Origin of the sequence: Streptomyces sp. NPDC093252, assembly GCF_040683675.1 — a bacterium.
GTDB lineage: Bacteria > Actinomycetota > Actinomycetes > Streptomycetales > Streptomycetaceae > Streptomyces.
In genome coordinates, this window is sequence record NZ_JBFBEM010000001.1 from 22385 (window position 1) to 45238 (window position 22854).

A 22854-nucleotide genomic window follows, 5' to 3' on the forward strand; every position below is an offset into this window, starting at 1 on the left:
CGGTATGCCTGTGCAGCAGTCCGCCCAGGTGGCTGGAGGTGTGCTGTGGTGGACGGGTCAGCGTGGGCGCCAGGTACGGATTTCGAGGTGGAGGATGTGGGCGTCCGGGTGGATGCGTCCGGTCTCGACCAGCCACTGGTGTACGGCTGCGGTGACGTCGCCGCTGGCGGCGTTGACGCGGCGGGCGAAGTCGGCGGCGTCGAAGCCGCCGGTCTGGGCGGAGCCGTAGGAGCGTTCTTCGGTGTGGTCGGCGCGCTGAATGACGTCGCGGCGGATGCCGGGTGAGTCGGTGCGGCTGCCGGAGGGGTGCAGGTAGGCGGTTTTGGCGAGGCGGACGGTGAAGGCCAGGCGAAGGCCGCGGCGTGCGGCTTCGGCGATTACGGGGCGCAGGGGGGCGGAGCCGGAGGCGATGGCCTGTGCACCGACGCGGCCGGTGCCGGAGCCGGTTGGGGTGATCAGGACGGCTTTGCCTCGGACGCGGGCGCGGGCTCCGGAGGCGGTGGTGCGCCGCTGGGTGTGGCGGGCGGCGATGACGGCGAGTTCGGGCAGGTCGGTGATGCCGCCGGTCAGCACTGCGGCCAGGACTTCGCGCAGGGCGGGGACAAAGGCTGCACCTTTGTTCCTGGTGTAGAACTGCGAAACCAGGGAGGGGTCGCGGGCGATGATGCGGGCGATGTCGCGTTTGGTGTAGCCGGCTTCCTGGAGTCGGTCGGTGAGCTGGGCGGCTTCGTTGAGTACGGGCCGGAGGGCCGGGTGGCGGCGTCGGGGCGGCATCAGGCCTCTTCTGGTGTGCTGTTCAGGTTCTGGCGGCCAGTGTCGCGCAGGGTGAGGAGTTCTTCTTCGCTGGTGGGGGCGCTGACGGGGCCGGACAGGTGGCCTTTGAGGAGGTAGTCGCCGGGGCGGTGGCGGTAGGGCCAGTTCTGGGGCTGGGTGAGGTAGACGGCGTCGGTGCGGAAGGCGACGACGGTGCCGGGGGGGGTGTGCAGGGCTCCGGCGTAGGTGTCCTCGTCGCGGTGGTATTGGGTGAGCAGGGCGGCGCGTGCGGAGGACCAGATGGCGGCGGCCCATTCGGGGTGGGCGTTGGGGTCGCGGGCGAAGCCGGTGAGTTTCTGCCAGGTGATCAGTTCGTCATCGAAGCCAACGATTTCGGCGTCCGAGGGTACGTCGCGTTCCAGGGCGCGGGGGGTGGTGCCGGTGACCATGCGGGGACGTTGGGCAAAGGAGCCGATGCCGTAGAGGAGGATGGAGCGCACCGCGCGGGAGGCAAGGTGGGCGGCGCGGGCCTGTTGGGGATTGCCCTGGAAGTGAGCCTGGGTAGTGAGGTTGGTCCAGGTTTCTTTGAGTTTTTTGGACCATTCGTCCAGTGGTTTGCCTGCTTCCCACAGGATGCCGTCGAGGATTTCGACCTTCCATGGCTGGAGGGGGTTGGTCAGGGCGGTGTGGACTTCGGGTCCACCGGCCCAGGTGGTGAAGGTGGCGCCGGGTTCGGCCGGGTAGTGCCAGGCACGCTCGCCGGGGGCGGGGGCGGGGAGCAGGCCGACGTGGTTCCAGCCGTCGGGCACGGTGACGCGGATGTGCCAGTGGCCGCAGCCGTAGAGGGCGTCGTGCTGTTCTTTGGCCGGCATTGAGGCGAAGGCCTTGCCGGTGACGCGGCGGGGGGTGCCGACCGGGGATTTCCAGGTGTGTTTGGCGTAGGCGAAGGTGCGGTCGTATTCGATCAGCGCGGGCAGTTGCTGGGGGATGCGGGGCGGAGCGAGGAGTTCGTTGCGGCCTTGTCCGGCGGTGGCGTGCAGAAGGCCGCGCAGTTCTTCGGACAGGACGGGGAAGCCGTCGGCGTGTTTGCCCCGGCGGGGGATGGTGCGGGTCCACAGGTCGCGGCCGGTCTGGGAGGGCGAGCCGAGGACGACGGCGTCGGGGAAGTGGCGGCGCAGTTCCTCCCACAGCAGGCGGAAGGCGTCACGGACGATGCCGGGGGTATCGGTTGCGTCCAGGTCGAACCACTCCCCCGCGCTGCGGATTTCGACGTGGTGGTCGCCGTTCTCGCGCTGGTAGCGGGCGACGGGGTTGCGGGCGTGGACGAAGTGTCCGGCCATCCGGTCGCGGCCGCGGCCGGTGTCGATGCGCCAGCCGGGGGTGGGTGCGTTCAGCCAGGCGGCAACGGCGTCCCGGAGGTAGGGGTAGCGGTCGGCGTCGCGGTGCCAGGGTGCCCCGGCGGTGATGTAGATGCGCTGGATGGTGGGGGGGACGGTATGGAAGACGGCGGTCAGGATGGCTGCGGCCGACCGGTCGCCGAGGTCGAGGCGGAGGGTCTGGTCGCGGTGGACGAGGACTCCGGTGGAGGCGTCCAGGAAGACGGTGGGGTGGGCGTTCTGGGTGAAGTTGGGGTACTGGGAGGCCAGGCCGGAGGTGGGGGTGAACCAGCGGCCGGTGTCGGTGTCCTGGGGCAGGGTGGGCAGTTCACGGGGTGTGGCGGGGTCGGTCGGCCGCTGGAGGGGTGTAGGGGGCGGCGCATCCGGTGCGGGAGTGGTCGGCCGGGCAGCCGGGGGTGTCTGTTCGGCGGCGGCCGGGGCGGGTGCGGCGGTGTCCATGTCGTGGGGGGCGAGCTGGGGGGCCAGGGCGACGACGACGGCGATGCTGAGGCCGGCGGCGGGGGCGATCCGCTCGGCCTTGGCCTTGTCGTGGGCGGCCAGGGCCGTGATGGTCTTGTCCCGTTGTGATTCCAGACGAGCCAGGGCGGCTGCGGTCTTTTTGATGTCGTCGCGCAGCGTGCGCAGCTCAGCGAGGCCTTCTGTGTAGGTCTGTGTATTCATCGTGGTTCCTTTGTGGCGCTCGGTCAGCCGGCGGTGGTGTCGGGGGTGACGTAGGCGATCGGGCCGCCGGAGTGGGATGGCAGGCGGGTGCCGAGCAGCAGGGCGGCGAGGGCGCGGTCGTCTTGGCGGGTGGAGGTCAGTTCCATCGTGGGGGTGGCGAGGTCGGTGATGTAGCCGGCCAGGCGGGCGTCGGGGAAGGCGTGGCGGCCTTGGTCGTTGCGCTGCCAGGTGTCCAGGCCGGTCAGGACGGCGACGATGTAGCCGGACAGGGTGACGGGCAGCAGGCCTGCGGTGGCGATGCTGGTGGGGTCGCAGCGCCACCAGCCGCGCAGGCTCGCAAGGAGACGGTCGGCGCCGAGGTGGGGGGCGTAGCCGGTCCATGCGTGGTCGTCCTCGTCGGCGGGGCGGGCCGCGTCAACGCGCAGGACGGCGATCTCCCGGGTGTCAAGGTGGTGGAGCGGGGCGTGCGGGCGCTGGCGGAGTGCCTGGACGACGTCGAGGGGGATCATGACGCGGACGCCGCGGTGGGAGAGGCCGGGCAGGACGTCGGCGCGGATGAGGCGGCGCAGGGTGGTGATGGCGCAGTCCAGTTCGGCGGCGGCCTGCCCCGTGGTCAGCAGCACGGCCATGTCCGCCCCCTGTGGTGTGTGGTGCCGCAGGGAACGCTAGCGGCGCACACACCCGGCATGCAAGCTTGATCAGATATTTGATCTGGCTTGCAAGCTGGGGGACGTCACAGGGCGTTGAGGCGGGCTTCGTCCGCGGCAGGCCCAACTGCTCCGATCTTCAACAGCCGTGATTCGATGGCTTGTTCGCTGCGGCCGAACTCGTTGCTGAGCTCGGGGATCAGGATCCCGTCGGCGCAGCGCCGGGCCAGCTGCCGCTCTTCTTCGTCGCTCCAGCGGGCGTGAGAGTTGCGGTGGATCTGGCGGCGTTGCTGCATGACGTCGGAAAGGGGCTTGCTGGCGGGGGTGGCACGGTCGGATCCGGGTGTCCGGATCAGTCCCTGGCGTGCGAGTTCGTCGTGGATGGCACCGCGGGAACAACCGAACTCCGCGGCGAGGACGGTGAAGTCGCGTTCCTGACGGAACCGGGCGGCGAGCCGAGCACAGTCTGCGGACACCCACCCGCTGCCCTGGCGGGGCGGGGGGACAGAGGCGGGGGTGGTGAGGGTGCGGGAGGCGGCGTCCAGGAGACGGGCCAGGGGCGCGAGGCCGTCGGCGGGGACGGCGCCGCAGAGTTCTCCTTGGATGTCTCCGCGCTCGCTGCTGATGGTGAGTTCCAGGGTGAGTTGTCCGTTGCCGCAGCGGGTGCCGGTCAGAATGTAGCGGCGGCCGTTTTCGGTGAAGGCGGACTCCAGGCAGGGCGCTGGCAGGGGGTCGGGCGGCGTGTCGCACGGTGCGGGCACCGGGGTAGCGCCCATCGGTGAAGCGAGGAGGGTGTGGATGTGCCAGGTGGCCAGGAAGCGGCCACCGGTGTCGAGTTGGTAGGAGACGGGACCGGTCTCCAGGTCGGTGACGCCGTACAGGACGATGAGCCGCTGGCCGGTGAAAGGGCTGGCCGCTTCGGGGGTTCCGGGCACGGGCTGGTAGGTGAGGATTCCGCGGCCGGGGTCGTCGGCGGGGTCGAGGAGAGGGGCGTCGGGGTCTCCGTGCCAGCGTCCGCCGGGGTCCTGGAAGGCGTAGATGACGGCCATGAGGGCCCTCCTGGGGTCAGTAGTGGAACTGGATGAGGTGCAGGTCGCTGATGGTCACGGCGGCCTGCTGCTGATCTGCGGGCAGGGCGCGGAAGAAGTAGGCCTCGCCGATGCCGTCGGCAAGGATGCGGCGCAGTTCGGCTTCGTCGGCGTCGCAGTGACGGGCGTCAAAGAGCCGGCGGGCATGGAGGGCGGGCAGGTCCTCGGTCACGCGCAGCAGGCGGGGGTCGTGGAATTCGCCGCTGAGGGTGGTGTAGGCGAAACGGGCGTGGAGCTGGGCGGTGACGCAGCCGTCGTGGTCGAGGATCTGCTGATGTGCGCGGCGGCGGACGTCCGGCTGCCAGGTGCGGTAGATCTCGCGTTCGATGAGGGTGGCCTGGGCGGGCGTGAGGCCGCTGAGGTCGCCCTCGGCCCAGCGGGTGAGGGCGTGGGGATAGGCGAACAGGCGCGGTGCGAGGACGCTCGGGCTGGTCCGGCGCAGCAGGTGGCGCAGGCGTGTGGCGGGTCGCTTGGGTGGTTGTCGTGTCCAGTGCCGGGCGTCGGCGAGGTCGAGCGCGTGGGCGACAGAGGTGTTCAGCGGCGGCACGGTGGGGTGGTCTCCTGCCCGGGGTTACCGGGGTCTTGGCTGGTCGTTGTCCGCGGTGAAGGGGCGGGAGGGGCCCGGCCCGGGGATACGGGAGGCGGGCATGGACACGGAGGCGGTGCCGAAACTGGTGGGGCTGGAGCCGGTGCCGGGTGAGGCGACGGCCTCCTTTGTCCGCCGGCTGGCCCACCTCAACGACCTGCCCGTGAAAGAGGTGCTGCGGGAGGCAGGAGCGCACCGGCCGCCCGGGGAGCTGGATCCGTGGGCGCAGGAGGTGTTCCTTGGTGAACAGGGCGCCGAGCGGCTGGCGGTGATGGCCCGGCGCACGCCCCAGGAGCTGTGCCGTGCCCTTCCCACGCTGGCCGCCGGCACCGGTGGCGGCCGCCGCACGCCGGTGCGGGTGGAGCCCTGGCCCGGGCAGTGGACGCCGCTCGAGCCATGCCCGGGATGTCTGACCCGGCACGACGATCTCGTGACACCGGTGGTGCTGGCCGCAGGCGATCCGTGGCAGGTGTGCGTGCGCCACGGCCGGTGGCTGCGCAGCACCGCCGGCGGCGGCCCTGCCCAGGTCTCTCTGTCCGGGCTTGGAGAGGTGGTGCGGGCGCATCGGCGTCGGGTGCGTCTGCAGCAGCGGGTGGGACCGTACGCGCGGGCGCTGCTGGCCGATGCGTTGCAGGTGGCTGCGGCCTGGTGGCAGGGCCGCCAGATGGGTTCGGAGACGCTCTGGGCCGGCCGGGAGGGGGCGCTGGGCACCGGGAGGCATCGGTGGGCGGTGCCGCTGGTCGTCTACCCGGAGGCGGTCGTCGTCGCCGAGGCCATGGCCGTGTACGAGCGGCAGCGGCTCTGGGGTCGGGAGTTCGCGGGCGGTGCACCGGGCTGGGTCTCGAAGCCCTGGATCGCCTTTGTGGGCGAGCGGCTGGGTATGCCTGGCCCGATGGAGTACGGCAGCTACCGGATGCTGCGCCAGTGGATGCTGCAGCATCGCATCACCGCACCGGTGGTGGACCGGCTGGCCCGGCCGGCGCCGCCGGCCGGCTACCGGACGGGGCACCTGCCGGTCATGGATCCGCATCACGGCCTGCCGGAACGAGGGGCGCTTGAGGACGCCTCGTGTCTTGACTGGCGGCTGGGCCGGCCCGTGGCCGCCGCGGAGTGAGAAGGAGGAGGCCTCCCCAGGCGGGCGGGAAGCGCCGCGGGCGGGCGCGGTGCTCACCATGACGGGCAGGTGTCCTTGAGCAGCCGGGCGGGGTTCGTGCCCTCGGCGCAGCGGTCCGTGTACCAGTGCAGGGGGCGTACCGCGACGGGGAGGACGTGGCCGGGTGAGATACCGATCCGGAAGTCGCTGCCGGGTGTTTCGGTGATCTCGGTCAGGTGCGGGGTGCGGGTGGCGTACACGATGTGGCCGCCGGCGACCGCGAGGGGCCAGTAGCCGGTGCGGGCGGTGCGGGCGAGTTTGCGGTGGACGTTGGCACGGGCGTTGGCGATGGCTGCGGCGTACAGGTCGGGGCGCCAGGTGGGCTCCTTGGGGGTGGGCCAGGCGGTCAGAGCGGCCTGGTCGGGGTGGGCGAGTGGCTGGGCCAGTGCGGTCAGGGCGTCCTCGCCGGTGGCGTGGACGGCGTGCAGCAGGGCCCGCTGCAGGGGGTCGGCCTGGGGCAGGGCGGCGAGGGCGGCCAGGAGGTCGGGGGCGTCCATGGTGGCAGTGATGCCGAGGCGTTCCAGGACGGCCAGGCGGGCCAGGCGCAGGTGGTCGTACCAGGGGGCGAGGTAGGGGCTGGTGGAGCCGGGGCGCAGCCAGCCCTCGGCGGGTGGTTTCAGCTGTGCTGTGCCCGCGCGCAGTGCGGCGTAGGCGACCGCGGGGGTGGTGTGCCAGGCGGGGCCGGTGCCGGCGAAGGCCGGGGGCAGCATCGGGTGCTGGGCAACGGCGGAGAGGTCAGCGAGCCAGCTGCCGGGCCGTTTGCGGTCGAAGGGCGGGTGGGGGGCGTGGCGGGCCGGTCCGTCGGCGACCTGGATCTCTCTGATTCCGGCGAGGTGGAACAGGTTGACCGCCAGGCATACCGCGTAGGCGCGGTCGGCTTCGTCGGGGGCGGGATGACGCCACCAGTCGATGTCGGTGTCGGCGAGGGTGTCCTGCTCGGTGCGGTGAACAGCCAGTTGGTGGCCGGGCGGGGCCTCGCAGGGGGCCGGGTCGACCGTCATCGTCAGGGCTCCGCCCACTCCCGGGGTCAGCAGGGCGCCGGTGGCGGTGTGGCGGTGGGCGGGCGGGCGCAGGTCGCGCATGAGCTGGTGGCCGCAAGCACCCGGGGGGCCCAGCGGGGTACGAACCAGCGACGCGTACTGGCCCAGGGCGGCGGCGAGTTCGCCGGGGGCGAGCCGTTCGGACAGGTTCCAGGCGTCGTCGTGCAGGGCGCCCCAGTCGGTGACGGCGAGGTGGATGCTGTCGCAGACGGGGTCACCGGCGGTGGGATGCAGTCGCGTCCAGGGGCCCAGGCCGTCGGCGTCGGTCTGCCAGCCGATCGCGCGGGTCTGCTGCAGCAGCGGGTGGTCGCTGCGCGGATGCCGTGCGGGCAGGCCGGGCAGGCCGGCGGGCAGCGCCAGGCGGGCGCGGGCAGTGGACGTGAGCACCAGCAGCGGGCCGGGCGGCAGGGCTTCGCGGCGCACGGAAGCCGCGCCGAGCGGGGTGTTCACGGCCCAGGCCAGCAGCCCCTGCACGTCATCGGCGGGACAGGCCCGGGTGCGGCCGCCGGCGAGGTGGGCGATCAGCCCCGACGGGCCGGCCTCGAGGACGGCCAGGGGGCCGTCGGAGATGCCTCTGGCCCCCAGCGGCGGGTAGGCAAGCCGCGCTGTGGGGGCGGGCGGGCTGGGCGGGTACGGCGACGTCATGGCAGGGGCGGGACCGGCGGGTCGGGCTGCGGCTGGCCGGGGTGCGGGCGGGGCGGGCTGGGTCTGTTCTGTGCCGGCCGCGGGGCAGCGGGTGCCCAGGTGTTGGGGGTGGCCGCCGACGCGGTGGGGTGTGGGCTGCCGGCAGCGGCGGCACGGTGCGTGGGCTGCCGCCTGGGTGGGGATCTCGTGGCGGAGGGCGCCCAGTGCGGCCCAGTCGGGTGCCTGGGCGGGCGGGGGTTCCGGCGCGGCAGTGCCCTCCTGCCGTGCCTTCAGGGCGGCCAGCAGATGGCCGTAGATGGCCGCGGTGTCGCTGCGTGGGGTGGTGCTGCCCTGTTCCCAGGCGTGGACGGTGTCCTCGCTCACGCCGCAGGCGTCGGCGATCTGGTACACGGACAGGCCGGACTCGCGGCGCAGTCTGCGCCGTTGCGCCGGCACGGGCAGGCCGCCGGGCGCGGGCCCGGACTCCGGGATGGCGTTGAAGTCGAACAGTCCGTCCATGGGCTGGGTCGGCCCCCACTGGTGTTTCGTATCGGGTGCGGCACCTCTCTTCACAGGAGATGCGCTTTGCAGCGCAGCATGCATGAATCCGCAAAGTGCATGCTTCGTACGCATGAACGTTCCGCTGGCCGTCGACCTGCACGGATGCCGCGGAACCGGGCCGGAAAATCTGATCCATTCGAGCAAGCGTGCACCGGATGTTGCCCTGCGCCCCCCTGTCTCCGGCCTCTCGGTACGGGTTCACCTGGCACGACAGCCGGTTCGCCTGCGCGATCGAACGGCGCGCGAATGTGGCGCGCGCTCGCTCGTTCGAGGGTGTTCGATCCGGATCGCTTTCCTCATGGGGCAGTAGGCGGCCACGGTGATCGGCATCGCCCGGATCGATCACGCGGGCGATGTCCGTGCTTTGCCGTCGTGAGAGGTGGTGCCGTGGCTGAGGTGGTGTGGGCGCAGTTCCTGTCCCCCGCTGGGCGGCTGCTGGAGAAGCCCGTGAGCCAGGTCCGCCAGGAACGGCCCTACAGCGCCGACGACTACGAACTCTTCCACCAGGTCATCAAGGCCCTCGACGAGGACCTGCGCCTGCACCAACACCGTCCAGGTGACCTGCTCAAGCTCGCCGCCCACCTGCACCGCCGTACCGGCGGCTACATGAAGCCGCTGTCCTATCTCGTCTGCCAGAGCGCCCAGGAAGCCATCGAGACCGGCACCGAAGCCATCACCAAGGAACTCCTCGACAACCAACTGGTCGGACGCTTCGATGACGATCCGATTCTGCAGATCTGACACGCATCTCCCCAGATCATCCGCTCGTTGCACCTCACGTCACCGGCGGACGGCTGTCGACAGAGCGGCCTGTACCTACAGGCACGCGCTGCAAAGCGCCCTCTCCCCCGACATCGATCCTGCCGCCCCCTTGAAAGGGCTTCCTCCTCGTGACCAAACGCAAAGCCAACGCTGGCCGTCCACGCCTGGTCCCTGCCATCGTCGTGGCAGACGCGACCGAGATCGGCACCTCGCCCGGTGTCCTCGTCGTCAGGACCGGGCCCTTCACCAGGGCACCCAAGGTCTTCACGGTGCCCGCCGAGCTGGTCGGCTCGTTCCTGTCGAAACTGCATGAGGCTGCCTGCGCGGCGGAGGAGGAGTACTGGCACTTTCTGCCGGCCTTCCGTGCCGGAGCCGCCAGTGACGACAACGCCGAACTGGCGAGAGCCAAGGAGAAGTGGCTTCTTTCCCAGCCCTGGCAGCAGGAAATGCAGCGGGTGCTGGGCGCGAAACGCGATCGCCTGTTCTTCATGGACTACGCGGGACACGTCGGCGTCGTCACGGCCGCGCCCTACTCAACAGCACCTCATCTGCTGATCTTCGATCCACTGCAGCTTCACCGGCTAGCTCCCGCGTTCCAGCAGGCCGCCGCCCGGGCCTGGCACAGCTTGCCAGCGACCCTGGCCGACCCAGCACAGCGGCTTGCGGCAGCACAACGCGAGTGGGCTTCGGTTCCCTGGCCGCGTGCCACGGTCACCCTGCCCACCCAGCAGCAGGCGGAAAAGGTCATCACGGGGCTGCGCACCGAATTCCTGCGGCGGACTCCGCTCATCAAAGAGCACTGACGCCCCGGACCACCACCGGGCCTGTGCTCACACACCACGACGGCATCCAGCAATCGGTGCAGAGCACCGATCGGCGCCGGCCGCTCGAGGACGGTCACAGCCCTGCAGGCCCGAGGCAGGACGGCAGACCCGGCCCCGTCCTGTCTCCTTTCTCCGATGTCCACCAGCTCGCACGCCGCGCCCCCGTCTCAGAACAGGGAACGTCGGATGGAGCAGTACCGCACGTGGTTGGAAGTGCGGCTCCGCAATGGCGACCAGGACGGCCCCTGGCAGCGCCACGACGAGATGACGGATCCCTTCTTCTCTGAGGCCCCCTACAGCGAGCAGGTGACGAGGACGACAGTGAGCCTCTTCAACAGCCACTCTGGCGAGTGAGCTGCGGCACAGCGTTGACGATGCTGGTGAGCAGGGTGGCTTCCACCCTGCTGGGCCGAACCACGCCTCTTGACGTCACCCGATCGGTGGCCGTTCTGAAGAGGTTCAGTGACTGGCTCCCGGGCACTCCCCAGAAGTGCGCTCTTCTCGCTACTTCGTGTAATGGTCGAGTGTTCACGCGATGTGGCGGCCGGGCATGTGACGCGTTCTCCAGGCAGGCCAATTACGTGCGGGTTGGCACGGCATGTCTGCGCCGACCGTGAGACGCCACGTCAACTCTGCGCGGTGGGGCCATGTTGACGCTTGAGGACAACGCGGCATTGCCACCGACGCGGTTGCTTCGAGGCCACATGTTGGCGGCGGTGGCGTGGCGGCGGTCTTTCCGCCTGAGATACCAGCGGGGTTCGGGCTGCAAGGCGGTCCCGGGGAATACCGTCCGTTGATCATCCGTGTGGATGAGATGCGTTGGCACCCGTCACGTCGGGTGCGGACTGTTCGTTGGCGCCACGGCACTTGGCCATGCGGGCCGGGCGGAGGGAGTATGCGCGGTGCGTCGGCGGTCTTTCATCATCGAGCGGCACGAGTTCGAGGTCCAGGGGTCCTGGGTGGGCCAGGTCTTCTCGGGTGTGGTGACATTGCTCGTGGGGTGTTCCGGGTCCGGGAAGTCGACGGGTTTCGAGTCGTTGCTGTATCCGCTGGGTCTGAACAGCGGGAAGATCATGCATGCAGTGCGGTCGTGTACCCAGGTCCGGCTGGTCTTCCGGGTCGGCGGCACACGGTGGCAGGCGACACGGCCGGCTGCACACCGCGGCGGGCACGTGTCCTTCGAGAACCTCAGCGATCCGACAGTCGGCGAGGTGCGCCGGCCGGTCGCTCGCGGTCGCGGCGGCGAGCCAAGTGCCAGCGAGTTCGTCATGGAACTGCTGGGGATCCCGCTGCTGGGCAGCGGCGGCAGCCGGGTCGGGTTGGCCGAGGTGGAGCGGTGGATGTCGCTGCGGCAGTCCACCATTGCCACCGCCTACCTGGGCGGAGGAAGCGACGCGGTCCGCCGGTTGACGGGGCGGGTGCTGCTGGGCCTGCACGACGAGCACACCGATGCCCTCCAGCAGCGGTTCCAGGAAGCCAAGACGGCCTACGCGCAGGCGAAGGCGTCGGCTGCGGCGATGCTCGCAGCGCGCCGTGACGCCGGACTGCCCGGGCCGATGGATCTGGAGGCGACCGAGCAGTTGTGGAAGCAGGAGCACGCGACCGTGGCCGAGCGGGTACAGCAGGCTCAGGCGGAGCTGAGCAGGCATCAGCGGCACGTGGCTGAGCTCGACCGGCAGCGCGACCAGGCCAGGGCCGCCCAGCAGTCGGCACGCCGTAACACCGGTGCGGTGGAGGAGCGGCTGCGGCAGGCGCAGCGTCATGAAGGCCGTCTGGAAGGCCGCCTGGAGGGGCTGAGGCAGCAGGCGTCCGTGCCACAGCACTGTCCGCAGTGCACGCAGGTACTGCGCGTGGACGGCCTTCCCGAGGACCACTGCCGGGTGTGCAAACAGCAGGACGTGCTGCACACGCGGCGGCTGGCGGACCAGGCAGTCCTCCTCGCGGAGGCGGAGAAGGCGCTCGCCTCGGCCCGGCAGGCCTGCGGACGGCTGGAAAGCGAACTGGCACGGGCGCAGGAGACGGAAGACACGGCCCGGCAGACGGTGCGGGCGGTCGAACAGGGCATCGGTGACTTCACTCGCTCCACCTTCGACCCGTGCCGGGCGGCCGCCCTGACACACGAGAAAGAGGCCTCTCACCTGGCCGGACGTCTGGAGCAACTCCAGGAACGCATCAAGGAGGTCGGGGTCCTGGCGGCGCTGGAGGCCGAGCGGGACCGGCTGCAGGAGTCCAAGGACCAGGCGCACCAGATGTGGAAGGAGGCGGAGAAGAAGCTCGCCACCGACCTCAAACAGCTGGTGGATCAGTGGTCACGTCTCTTCCTCACCCGGCTCAGGGCGGTCAACCCTGATGTACGGCACGCCCACATCGATCCGGAGACGTTCCTGCCTCACGTGGACGGGCTGGCTTTCGATGACCAGGCGGTCGCCGGCGGTCCGCAGACGCTGGCCAACCTCTGCGCCATGCTGGCGCTGCGTGATCTGGCCCGCTGCGTGCCGACGGTCCTGCTCCCCCTGTTCTTCATGGTCGACTCACCACTCAGTGGCCTGGGCGGCCAGGGACTGGACGGGCAGATGGCCGAGCGGCTCATGGAGCAGCTCGCCGACGCGGCCGCCGACGCGGATGCGGACGGGGCGCCGATGCAGATCATCGCCGCGGTCAACGATCCCCTCGCCCGGCCGCTGACCGGGGTGCGGGAGATCCGTCTGGACCGCAGCAGTCGCTATATCCCTGCCCAGCTGGATACCGAGGCGGCCTGACCTGTAAGGAACGTCCGTCAGGACGAGTGGCTGAGCCCCTACTTGGCGCAGCAGAAATTTCGCTGCCTCGTACAGACAGCCGCGCTGTGCCCAGCCGCGCGCCGGCGATGGATCTTCTGCCGCTGACATCGCGGTTGCAACCGTGAGGCCGCATTCGAGACAGGTACGCGAGGCCGCTCCACTCTCCGGCGGCGACCGCAAGATCCATCGGAGACCCCTGGGAGGGGACTTCTCCGGAGGTCTCGGCGCACTCCGGCGCCTGGTACGCCGGGGATCGCATCAATTAAATGCCACATCAGGGAACATGACAGTCCGTAACAAAGAAAGCGTTCAGTAACCGTACGCGTCCAGACAGTTACGCCCTCGGTGCGGTCCGGGCGGTCGCGACTCGACACAATCCACATGACCAGACGTCACGACATGCACCCCGAGCAGGGACTTGACCTGCGAATTCCGGAACAGGCCATGCGGAGTCAACCAATCCCCCATGTGTCATGCGCCACGTATTGCCGTGCGTAGTCGTACGACCGCCCCTGCGCCGGATATCGTCATTCTCGCCTTTCTCTCGCGTCCTGCGGCTCCCTAGGGGCAACAGGGCCCCGAACCAAGGGAAAGGCGGTTCCGATGAGCCGTTGGTTGTCGACGAGGATTCGGAACCTGCGCAGGTTGGCCCGACAGGCTCTCCGGTCGGTCGGGCACAGCTGGTCCAGGGGGGCGGCAAGGCTCCGAGAGATCCGGCGGACCGTCACCTGGAGTGCGGCCGCCAGGTTCTGGAGGTTCCTGGTGAGGCTCGCCGAGTGTTACTCGGTCCTCCACCTCGTCGTGGCACTCCTGGATCACTGGCCCGCCTAACGGCGACGGCCTCGACCCGAGAGAGTCGAGGCCACCTGCGGGGTTCGCCCGGGTCTCACCCGTCTGTCTTGGTAGGGCGGCGGGTGAGGCCCTTTATTTATTTGCTCCCACAACTCAAAGTGTTCATGCGATCCACGAAGTGTGACGCAGATCACGCACCTTGAGTTTGCACGTCCCATAATGCCTTTTACTCCGCCTAATTTCTACACGGCTTACGGATTGACCTGTGGCTTTGGCTGGTTTGTTCACGACAGGCCTGCTGACAAGGCAAGGCTCACCAGGGCTTTCCCCCGTCGTGTGGCCGAGGTGTGTGTTGCACCACAACACAGCCGCATCCCTGCCGTTCTACCCGCGCAGACCCGCTCCGTTGGGCTCTCGGCCGCGCACGTCTGTCAGCGTCTGCTGGTATAAGCCACCGCCACGCTCTCGCACGGTCCTGTGTCGGCAGTCCTGCGACCGCAGCACGGGCTGGACCGGCAACGACCGTTCGTCGTCGGGAGCCGCAGACGCAGGACGGCTGTGGCTCCCGACGACGAACGGACTGGAAGCGGCGTCCTGTCGCTGCCCTGCTTCCCACCTGTGCGGAATGAAGGATCGCCGTGACAATCTGCACTTCTGATGCCCCGTTACCTGGCGCAGCGCCACCGCAGGAAAGAAAAGCCGCACAGCCATTGCACGTCTCGGCCGTCTCACATCCCTCACGGTCATGAGCAAAACGGCCAGGGCGGCCCGATGGTAAGGCGCGCCAGTGAACCACCGTCATCCAGGCAGGATCAGGGACGGGAAGGGTACGACGAGTTCGCCAGCTTCGTTCGTGCGGAGCACAAGCGTCTCGTGCGGTTCGTTGCCACTCTTGGCGCTACCTGGGAGGAGGCCGAGGATGCCGTCTCGGAGGTGCTGACGGAGCTTCTGCCTCGTTGGAATGAGATCCGCAGTCCGCGTAGCTACTGCCGCCTGGCCGCCGAACGCGCCTACGTCAACAGCGAGGTCCGGCTACGCAAGGCGCCCGATGCAGCCCTGCGGGGGTTTTGGGCACCCGCCCAGCACGGCGCCACCGATGCCTACGAGGGACTCGAACAGGACGACGCGCTGCGTCATCTGCGACTGCTGGACCAGGAACAGCGCCGTGTGATGGCGTTCCTGTACGACGGTTATGCGCCTGAGGAGATCGCCAAGCTGCTGGACAAGAAGCCCAGCACCGTTCGCTCGAACATCCGACATGCGCGCAACCGGCTCAAGAAGGCCATCGCAGCCGAACAGGAACTCGAGCTGAGCGAGACCGGTGCTCAATCAGAGCCGAAGCGCCACTGGGGGGGGTAAGTGAAGATGGAGGAACTCGGCAACGTCTGGGAAGGCAAGAGGATCCCGCGGCAGAGCTACCGGGTCATTCTTTCGGAGGAGAACGACCCGGCAGGCGAGGCTCTCCTCGCCGGTTACATGGCCGAGGTCGACGAGGCCGCCGACCGGATCGTCACGGCGAAGAAGACGGACGAGCTGCTGCTGAAGATCAAGGTCAAGGCGTTCACCCAGGCCGCGGTGGAAAGCCACGCGTCGGGTGATGACACGCTGACCAACTTGGTCATCCAGCGCGATCTGCTCGAGTCGTCGGGTGCAGCCTGTCCGCCGACGACTCGGCGCAGGCCAGCACGACCGGGTCTGCGGTGGGCTCTGACCGTGCAGCTGACCGCGACGGCACTGGCCCTGTGGCAGTTCCTCGCCAACGGCGGCGGCAGAAGCGGGACACCCGATGCGGTGACCATCACCGCCATGGCAGCTTCCTTCGCCGTCACAGCGGCGATGCTGCTGCGGCGCCCTGTGAAGCAGCGCGCAGTAACAGGGCTGGGATGCGAGCCCATTGCGCTGCCGCTCGGCCGCAGGATCGTGGATGTGGCAGTGGCCGTAATCGCATTGCTGGCGACAACGCTGCCGATGGCGGCCACCGCCTTGCTCGTCGCTCTTCGAGGCGGTGGGCCGGTGATCGAACGCAATGCCAGAGTGGGGCAGGGCGGCTACCCGATTCGGCTGCTCAAATACCGGAGTTCGCAGTCGTCCTCACGCACCAGCAGGTGGCTTCGGGTGGCCGAGCATTTTCCGCGTCTATGGAACCTGCTGCGGGGCGATCTCACGCTGGTCGGGCCCAAACCGGAACCGCCGGATGTCGCTGCACGCTATCCCGACGAATGCCGCTGGGTCTTCCATCACCGGCCGGGACTCATCGGAGCCGTGTACGAGGATGCCCGGCACCTGGAGACGGATCCGGATCGCTACCTGGCGGAAGTGGTGCCGGCACAGGTGAACGTCCTGTGCCGGGAGGTGCTGCTCGACAAACGGCTTGCGCTGCGACTGTTCAGCAATGCGGTCTTCGCCATGCTGGTGATCCGACCGGGTTCCGGTCCTCGGCTGGGAGTGCCCCTGCGGGCTGACGCCGGTTCGCCGCCATCAGACGGACAGCAGCAGGAAGGCACCGCTTCGAAGGCGCCCACCGAGCGCATCCGCCTGGAGCGCTGGTCACTGCACGAGACCGTGGCCTAGAGACAGAACGCGAAATGAAGGGGGGCCTGCTGTGAGCAGGCCCCCCTTCATCACCTCCCGGCCACGGCGAACACCACGGCTAGCAAGATCAGGGCCAGCGCGCCAGCTGCGCACATCACGAAGTACGACCCGCTGGCCACGTACGAGCCCAGCCCGGTCACGGCAGCGGAATTGAACGTTGCGAACTTCTCCGACGTACTCATCTTCGCCGACGGGCCGGAGGGAATCCCCGGATCTTCATGTTCCCTCTGCAAAGTGGTCCCTTCTGACTGTTCAGGAGCAGATCAGACGCGTGACCACTGCCGCCCGGCGTGGTCCGCGTTATGTAGAGCGTCTCGGGGACCCCAGCGTGCAACACGCTCCGTCACCCTCAGGCCAATCGATCAACATCACGCAAGCCTCGATCGTCCGCGCCACGAACGGAGCGGAATCTGTCATATTCGGTCTCAGCCAGACGTCAGCTATCGGTTGAGGATCAGCTGCTGTGATTGCTCTCTGGCCTGTGCACCTTCTCTACTGGTCTCAAGGCGACAGGTCGGCCGCCATCGATGCGCTGGAACGTGCTCTCGCCGACTACCGGGCGACATTCGGACCGCGCCATCCGTACACGGTCTCCGTGGACAACCGGCTGGGCAGCTGGCGAGAGCAGCACACGTGGCGCTGGCGGAGACGCACACACGGCCCGGCGGGACGGCGGGTGCGGGCGGCGACGTCAAGCGATGAGGCGGCATGACCGGCATTGCAATGAGAAGCCGAGAAGGTCGGGGAATCACGGCCGGGTGCGGCTTCTGCGCGGCGGGTGACAGACCGGGCAGCGTTTGCCGGTGCCGCCGCGGCGGGATCGCTGATCGGGCGTGGCGTCCCAGCGCCCCGGACAGCCGGGCTTCGAGCAGATCCACCAGCACAGTTTGGTGGAACTCGGCCTCAGTTCCTTCGCGGCCAGGTTGGGTTCGTCGATGACTTCGACAAGCTCGCTGGCCATGGCTGGGTGCACGTCGTGCAGGGATTTGCCGGGCTTGGGGCGCACCCTGGCTGCGACGGTGCGTCGGCGAGCGCATCGGGGGCATCCGCTCGACTGGCCCGTGCGGCGGTTTGGAGGGGCGGGGTACTCGAAGCGGCAATGCGGTTCGGGGCACCGCCACTGGCATGTCTTGTTCGACGTGGGAAGCAGGTCGAACGCGGTCCAGCCGGGGTGGCCGACGACCTCGATGAGTTCTGCGGCCATCGTCGGGTTGACCTCGGCAAGTGATTCACCGGGAGCGGGCCTGCTGTTGGCCGCGCCCACCCGTGCGCGGGCGCACTGGCTGCAGCCGCGGCCGGTAAGCGCCCGGCTGTTCAGTACGGCCTTCCATTCGTAGCCGCAGTCCGGCTTCCGGCACCGCCACCGACACACGTCGTTGCAGCCGGGCGGCATCCGATCGGGGGTCTTGCCGGGGTTGGTGAGGTTCGTGACGAACTCCTCCTTCAGGTGCGGCGCCACGTCCACCGCCGACACTTCGGGGCCGGCCACGGCCTTCTGCCACAGCTGCGCACCCTTGGTGAGCGCCGCGGTGGCCTCGGCCGGTGTGAGCTGTCGCCAGGAAAGGCCGCGGCCTCGCAGTACGACACCCACCGCCTCCGCCCAGTCCTCGGGGTTCACCCCCGGCCCGGCCTCATGGTGGGCCAGGCCGACCACCGGGACGGGCGGCAGCCCGCGGCTTCGGATGCGTTCCACGTCGAGTCCGGCGGCGAGTGCCGCCTTCGTCTTGGCGGTGTCACGCTCCAGGCTTCCTGGCCTGTTGTGGGTCCATTCCGGGTCCAGGTCGATGAGCAGGCCGGGGGCCGGCTCGGGCAGGTACAGGTCGAAGCGGTCCTGACGGCGCCCGGGCAGGCGGAGACGGTGATCCAGTTCCACGCCGAGCCCGCAGGCGGCCTCGACGAGCATGGCGACGTTGCACTCGAACGGGGAGCGGCCATGGCCGGTGCAGTCCGAACAGCCGCGCCCATTGGTGCGGTTGGCGAGCATCGCCGGCCAGAAATGCCCTTGAGCGCACTCCCACTCGCACAGGTCATGCGACTGCGGGCGCAGGGTGTCCGGACCGCGGTCGGGACGGCTAAGGTTGCGGCGGAACTGTCGTGCCAGCGCAGGATCCACCTCGGCCAGCGATTCTCCCGGGCCGGGAGCCCGGTTGCGGCGCTTCCAACACTGAGGGCATCCTGAGGGTTCGGTACGGGTGCGGAACTGCAACCGGGCGGGCCACTGGTGACCACATCCCTCTGCCGAGCAGCGCCACTGGCACCGGTCCGTGGAAGACAGTCGCATGTCTTCCAGTGCCATACCCGGGCTGGACAGGTTGGACACGAACTCGGCCTTCAGCCGAGCCCGCACTGCAGCCACCTCGGCAGCACTTCGCCGTTTACCCATGAAGGCAGATCCTGACAGCCGCCGCTGACAACAGCCGCCCATCGGCTCGGGCTTGTGCTGCCGGGTACCCCACAGCAACGCTCGAGAGCCAGGTCTCGCGCCAGGGAAGCGCATTCGTGTCCGGGTGATTCCGTGCAATGGGAAGACTGCAGGTACATGCCGTGTTATAGATGCCTGTGTGCGTGCAACACGGGTGCTGATTGACGGCTTCAGAGGTTGGGGACACCTTGATGTACGTCCCGGCAGCCATGTGTTGGTAGCGGGGGTCCCCCGCGCCGGACGCACCGACCTGATCACCGCCCTTGCCCGGGTCCTGAATCCGGATGCCGGGCGTGGCGCCGCCCTGTCCGATCTGCATCAGCGCCCGGTCATCCCCGATGGCGCTGACGCTGCGCCGGCTGAAGCGGGCGATGACGTGGCCGAGGGACAGGCGGAAGCGGTCGTGGAAGCCCCAGCCGCCGATGTCGTCGGCCCAGGCGATGCGGCGGAAGAGGGCGCGTCCGGCGACAACGGCGCGGCGCCGCAGGCTCCCTCTGCGGTGCTGCAGCGGGTGGAGGCCGCCCAGGTCGAGGTGACGCTGACCGATTTCGATCCCGATGTGCAGCAGTTGCTCGATGGGGTCCTGGAGCCGTTGGAGGACTCCGGGTGCGCGAGTGAGGATCCTGATGCGTCTGCGGATGCTCCGCTGTGCGCACGGCTGGCCTATCGCCTGAGCTATGACGAGGAAACCGAGACGCTGGAGTCGGTGGTGTACTTCCCGGCGCGCAGCAACCCGGCGCTCGGCCAGTACTCCCGGGTTCCGGCCGCCACCCGGCGGATGCTGCCGGTGGTCACCCTCGATGCCGGCCAGCCCCTGCAGTTGCGTGCGGGTGCCGGCTTGCGGCGCATCCTCGACGAACGGGACGCCAAGGCCGGTGCCGCGGCGTTTGATGCGTTGGCCCAGGCTGTCGCAGAGGCCGTGTCGGCGCTGTCGGCCGACCCGGCCGTGGCTGAGGCCGTCAACGCGGTCCTCGCGGTCGGCGGGACAGGGGAACGGATCGGCGATGCCCCGCTCACCGCGGAGCAGGTCGGCTTCCGCACCGAGGACGGGTCAGTGGCCGCACTGCTGCGGACCCTGCGCGCGGCACTGCATCTGGACGCGGGCGGCATGCTCGGGCTGGCCCAGCACGGCAGCACGGTCAGCGCGGTGTTGTCGATGGCCGAGGCGATGCTGCTGGCCACCGTGCCCGGCGCGGTGGTGCTGGCCGACGACTTCGGTGACCAGCTGGATGCTCCGGCCACCGAGCATCTGGCGGCCCTGCTGCGCGCCCGCTCCGGGCAGGTGTGGCTGTCCACCCGGCGGCCGGAGGCCGCCCGGGCCTTCGAGCCCACCGAGGTCATCCGGCTGGTGCGCCACGGCGGCGTCCGCTCCCACCACCAGCTGACCAGGATCATGGACCGCAAAGCACTGGTCGCGATGCGGCAGTGGCACACCCAGCTGCTGGCCGCGCTGACCGTGCCCACGGTCGCCATCACCGAGGGCCCGCACGACGTGGCCGTGCTGAGCATGGTTGACCGCCGCAAGCCGCCCTCCTCCCTCCCCCTGTCCGCCCACGGGGTGCGGCTGGTCGCCTCCGGCACCGGAGGCGAGGGGGGCATCGGCCAGATTCCCCGCGTCGCCAACCTGGCACGCCAGTTGGGCTTCCGCGTACTGGCGGTGATCGACCGCGACAAGGACAGCGCCCAGACCAGCGACGAGCTCGCCAAAATCCAGGCCGCCTGCGATGCAGTGGTCCGGCTGCCGCCCGGCGCCATCGAGCGAGCCATGGGCGACGGCCTCCCGCTGCAGACCCTCGCCGACGCCAGCGCCACGCTCACCGAGTACGACATCCCCGACCCCATGGCCGGCCAGCTCACCGAGGCCGCGGTGACCAACCTGTGCAAGGTGATCCACAGACAGAACCTGCACGAACAGTTCCTGGAAGCCCTCTATGCCGAACCCAACGCACCACACCCACCAGTGATCTCCATGACGCTGGCCCTGGTGCAACTGGCTGCCGACCCCTCCTACAGCGGGCCGCAACTGATCGACGTGCCCGCCGTGTCCCGACCGGAAGGCGCCTGATGGCCTATCAGGCACGTGCTGACCAGCGCGCGGTGATCGAGAGCGCCGCACGGGTGCTGCTGGTCAGCGGTGGCGCCGGCACGGGCAAGACCACGACTGCGGTAGCCGCCGCCCGTGCGCACCTGGAAGCGGCGGACGAGGAACTGCTGCGGGTGCGGCAGAAAGCGGCCCGGCGCGGACAGCGCACCCGGCTGCCCGCTGCGACAAGGGTGTTGTTCCTTTCCTTCTCGCGTACAGCCGTCGCCCAGATCATCGACCGGGCCGCGGACGTCATCGGAGAGCTGCGGCCACGGTTGGAGGTGATGACCTTCCACGGCTTCGCTTGGAGGGTCATCGCCGGTTTCGGTGCGCACCACGGCTTTCCGCCTCCGCAGAGCGTGCTCAGCCAGGCCAACCAGACCGTGCCCGGGGCCCCTCCCGGGCTGACGTACAACCAGCTGATGCCAGCCGCCTGCCGGCTGCTGGCCCTTAACAAGGTCCGCGACCACTACGCCGGGCGCTACACCCTCGTCATCTGCGACGAGTTCCAGGACACCGACGCCACCGAGTGGGCCTTCCTGCAGCAGATCGCCCCCAAGGCGCGTCGCATCCTGCTGGGCGACGTCAACCAGAGCATCTACGTGGGCGCGTTCAAGCCCGGCGTGAATCCCGCAGCCCGGATCGCGGATGCCATGGCGCTGCCCGGTGCCCGCCGGATCGACCTGCAGGCAGCCAGCTACCGTGACCCCTCCGGTGTGCTGCCCGCCGCCGCGGAGGCCGCGCGCCAGCGCCGCTTCACCGACCCCGCTCTCCGCACGGCCGCCCAGCAGGGACGCCTCACCGTCACACGGATCACGGACGACACCGGCTACGCGCAGGTCATCGAACTCGCCCGGGCCGCCCGCCAGAAGAAGCACACCGTCAGCATCTTCACCCACACCAACATCGCCACCACCTATCTGTCCGACGCCTTGACCGCGGCCGGCCTGGTCCACGAGCAGGTCGGTTTCACCGAGGCCCACGCAGAGGCACTCTCCGCCCAGCTCGCCCTCGTCCAGTTCGCGCTCGGGCAAATGGGTGTCCAGGTCCGGCGGACGCTGGCCGTGTTCGTCACCGCTTGCCTGCGTGGCCGCGGGCTTCCTCCTCTCGCACGGCAGATGCTGGACCAGTCCAACCCCGCGCTGCAGCGTGCCTTGCGGGCGCTCGCGCAGGATCTGTGCTCGGCGGGATGCGGCCCAAACGCCGACATCGACCGCCTGGCCGAGATCGTTACCGGCGCCTACGCACGTATCGGAACCTTCCTCGGCCAGGAGGCCTGGCTCCAGGCCGCCCCCACCACTCGCCGCGCACTGCGCCTACTCAAGGAAGACCAGAGCATCATGGCGGTGGCTGAGGAACTCCACCGCGCCCGCGACGAGACCCTGGTGGGCGACACCCGGCCACGCCCGCAGCCGGTGCAGGTGATGAACCTCCACCAGACCAAGGGACGCGAAGCCGACACCACCATCCTGCTGCTCGCGGACGGCGAGTGGTACGGCCCCGAAGGCGAACCCTTCCCCAGCGGCTCACGACTGCTCTACGTCGTCATGACCCGCGCCCGCCACACAGCCCACCTCGTCGTTCCCGAACGCTCCCATGCCTTGTGGGCGCCCCTCATCGCCGCCCTGGAGTAGCCCTCCCCAGCCAACGAGCTCAGCACACTGGCTGGCGCACCGAGGAAGATGGACGCCGTGCACGACGAACCCAGCTCCATCGCAGCGTTGCTGCGAGCGAGGTACAAGCGACGTCTGCCCTCCAGCCTCAACGAGCTGACTGGACCCGAGCACGGGTTGGTGGAGCTGCCGCTGCACATCGCGTGGTCAGGGCTGCGCACCCTCGATCTGGGCCTGCCACGGCAGCGCATGAGCTTGTACAGAACAGTGCTCGCCGAAGGCATGCGTGACGACCTATGCCGTTTCCTCAACAGAGGCATTCTGCTTGAGCTTCGGCCAGTGCTCCACAAGCTAATTTGCAGAGCCATCAAGGATGTCCGGGAGGAGGCATTCCACGAACTGCGTCCATGATCATCTTCCGACCACTCCCCCAGTACCCCGCAACAGGCGTTCTCACCAGAACTGCGACACTCTCAC

The 22854-nt window shown here is 69.4% G+C and carries 18 protein-coding genes and 1 pseudogene; 11 read left to right on the top strand and 8 right to left on the bottom strand.

Annotated elements, in window-relative coordinates; all coding sequences use genetic code 11:
- Positions 1-57: 57 nt before the first annotated feature.
- The 5 genes from AB0O01_RS00065 to AB0O01_RS00085 all read right to left on the bottom strand — a co-directional run bounded on the left by AB0O01_RS00065 (position 58) and on the right by AB0O01_RS00085 (position 5092).
- Positions 58-774, bottom strand: a complete 717-nt coding sequence (locus AB0O01_RS00065) for a helix-turn-helix domain containing protein (RefSeq protein ID WP_365309257.1) — start codon at positions 772-774, stop codon at positions 58-60.
- Entirely contained in the window at positions 774-2810 is a 2037-nt protein-coding gene (locus AB0O01_RS00070; RefSeq protein ID WP_365309259.1) for a hypothetical protein, read from the bottom strand. The genes AB0O01_RS00065 and AB0O01_RS00070 overlap by 1 nt, the downstream gene beginning before the upstream one ends.
- Before the next feature lie 23 nt (positions 2811-2833).
- Positions 2834-3439 carry a DNA-binding protein gene (locus tag AB0O01_RS00075; RefSeq protein ID WP_365309261.1) on the bottom strand — a complete coding sequence of 202 codons (606 nt, stop codon included), beginning with the start codon at positions 3437-3439 and terminating at the stop codon, positions 2834-2836.
- A gap of 104 nt (positions 3440-3543) precedes the next feature.
- Positions 3544-4506 carry a hypothetical protein gene (locus AB0O01_RS00080; RefSeq protein WP_365309263.1) on the bottom strand — a complete coding sequence of 321 codons (963 nt, stop codon included), beginning with the start codon at positions 4504-4506 and terminating at the stop codon, positions 3544-3546.
- Between the two features lie 16 nt (positions 4507-4522).
- On the bottom strand, positions 4523-5092 hold the full coding sequence (locus AB0O01_RS00085; RefSeq protein WP_365309265.1) for a hypothetical protein: 570 nt from the start codon (positions 5090-5092) through the stop codon (positions 4523-4525).
- A gap of 100 nt (positions 5093-5192) precedes the next feature.
- On the opposite strand from AB0O01_RS00085, the gene AB0O01_RS00090 reads away from it, so the two are divergent.
- Complete coding sequence (locus AB0O01_RS00090; RefSeq protein ID WP_365309267.1) at positions 5193-6245, top strand: TniQ family protein; 1053 nt, start codon at positions 5193-5195, stop codon at positions 6243-6245.
- A 53-nt stretch (positions 6246-6298) separates the two neighbouring features.
- Here the strand turns inward: AB0O01_RS00090 and AB0O01_RS00095 are convergent, their stop codons facing one another.
- Positions 6299-8467: a helix-turn-helix transcriptional regulator gene (locus tag AB0O01_RS00095; RefSeq protein ID WP_365309269.1), complete on the bottom strand. Its 2169-nt coding sequence runs from the start codon at positions 8465-8467 to the stop codon at positions 6299-6301.
- A gap of 429 nt (positions 8468-8896) precedes the next feature.
- Between AB0O01_RS00095 and AB0O01_RS00100 the strand changes: the two genes are divergently transcribed.
- The 7 genes from AB0O01_RS00100 (at position 8897) to AB0O01_RS00130 (ending at position 16971) form a co-directional block, all read left to right on the top strand.
- Positions 8897-9250 (top strand): hypothetical protein, encoded by a 354-nt coding sequence (locus tag AB0O01_RS00100; RefSeq protein WP_365309271.1) that lies wholly within the window; start codon positions 8897-8899, stop codon positions 9248-9250.
- Between the two features lie 149 nt (positions 9251-9399).
- Complete coding sequence (locus AB0O01_RS00105) at positions 9400-10074, top strand: hypothetical protein (protein ID WP_365309273.1); 675 nt, start codon at positions 9400-9402, stop codon at positions 10072-10074.
- A 207-nt stretch (positions 10075-10281) separates the two neighbouring features.
- Positions 10282-10449 (top strand): hypothetical protein, encoded by a 168-nt coding sequence (locus AB0O01_RS00110; protein ID WP_365309275.1) that lies wholly within the window; start codon positions 10282-10284, stop codon positions 10447-10449.
- Positions 10450-10997: 548 nt separating this feature from the next.
- Positions 10998-12854, top strand: coding sequence for a hypothetical protein (locus tag AB0O01_RS00115; protein WP_365309277.1), 1857 nt, complete (start codon positions 10998-11000; stop codon positions 12852-12854).
- Positions 12855-14324: 1470 nt separating this feature from the next.
- A complete protein-coding gene (locus tag AB0O01_RS00120) occupies positions 14325-15026 on the top strand; it encodes a sigma-70 family RNA polymerase sigma factor (protein ID WP_365309279.1) in 702 nt (233 codons plus the stop codon).
- Positions 15027-15032: 6 nt separating this feature from the next.
- On the top strand, positions 15033-16238 hold the full coding sequence (locus AB0O01_RS00125) for a sugar transferase (RefSeq protein WP_365310446.1): 1206 nt from the start codon (positions 15033-15035) through the stop codon (positions 16236-16238).
- A 502-nt stretch (positions 16239-16740) separates the two neighbouring features.
- Complete coding sequence (locus AB0O01_RS00130) at positions 16741-16971, top strand: tetratricopeptide repeat protein (protein ID WP_365309281.1); 231 nt, start codon at positions 16741-16743, stop codon at positions 16969-16971.
- A gap of 36 nt (positions 16972-17007) precedes the next feature.
- Here the strand turns inward: AB0O01_RS00130 and AB0O01_RS00135 are convergent, their stop codons facing one another.
- Together AB0O01_RS00135 and AB0O01_RS00140 are read right to left on the bottom strand one after the other, a co-directional pair.
- Positions 17008-18372, bottom strand: coding sequence for a zinc-ribbon domain-containing protein (locus AB0O01_RS00135; protein ID WP_365310449.1), 1365 nt, complete (start codon positions 18370-18372; stop codon positions 17008-17010).
- Positions 18373-18432: 60 nt separating this feature from the next.
- Positions 18433-18756: pseudogene (locus AB0O01_RS00140) on the bottom strand (zinc-ribbon domain-containing protein); the annotation flags it as partial.
- 64 nt (positions 18757-18820) lie between these two features.
- On the opposite strand from AB0O01_RS00140, the gene AB0O01_RS00145 reads away from it, so the two are divergent.
- From AB0O01_RS00145 to AB0O01_RS00155, 3 genes are read left to right on the top strand one after another with little or no spacing between them, the layout of a single operon-like run.
- The gene (locus tag AB0O01_RS00145) at positions 18821-20746 is read left to right on the top strand and encodes a hypothetical protein (RefSeq protein ID WP_365309283.1); all 1926 of its coding nucleotides are present in this window, start codon (positions 18821-18823) and stop codon (positions 20744-20746) included.
- The gene (locus AB0O01_RS00150; RefSeq protein WP_365309285.1) at positions 20746-22398 is read left to right on the top strand and encodes a UvrD-helicase domain-containing protein; all 1653 of its coding nucleotides are present in this window, start codon (positions 20746-20748) and stop codon (positions 22396-22398) included. Before AB0O01_RS00145 ends, AB0O01_RS00150 begins: the two co-directional genes overlap by 1 nt.
- Positions 22399-22446: 48 nt before the next feature.
- Positions 22447-22788 (top strand): transcriptional regulator, encoded by a 342-nt coding sequence (locus tag AB0O01_RS00155; RefSeq protein WP_365309288.1) that lies wholly within the window; start codon positions 22447-22449, stop codon positions 22786-22788.
- The last annotated feature ends 66 nt before the right edge of the window (positions 22789-22854 follow it).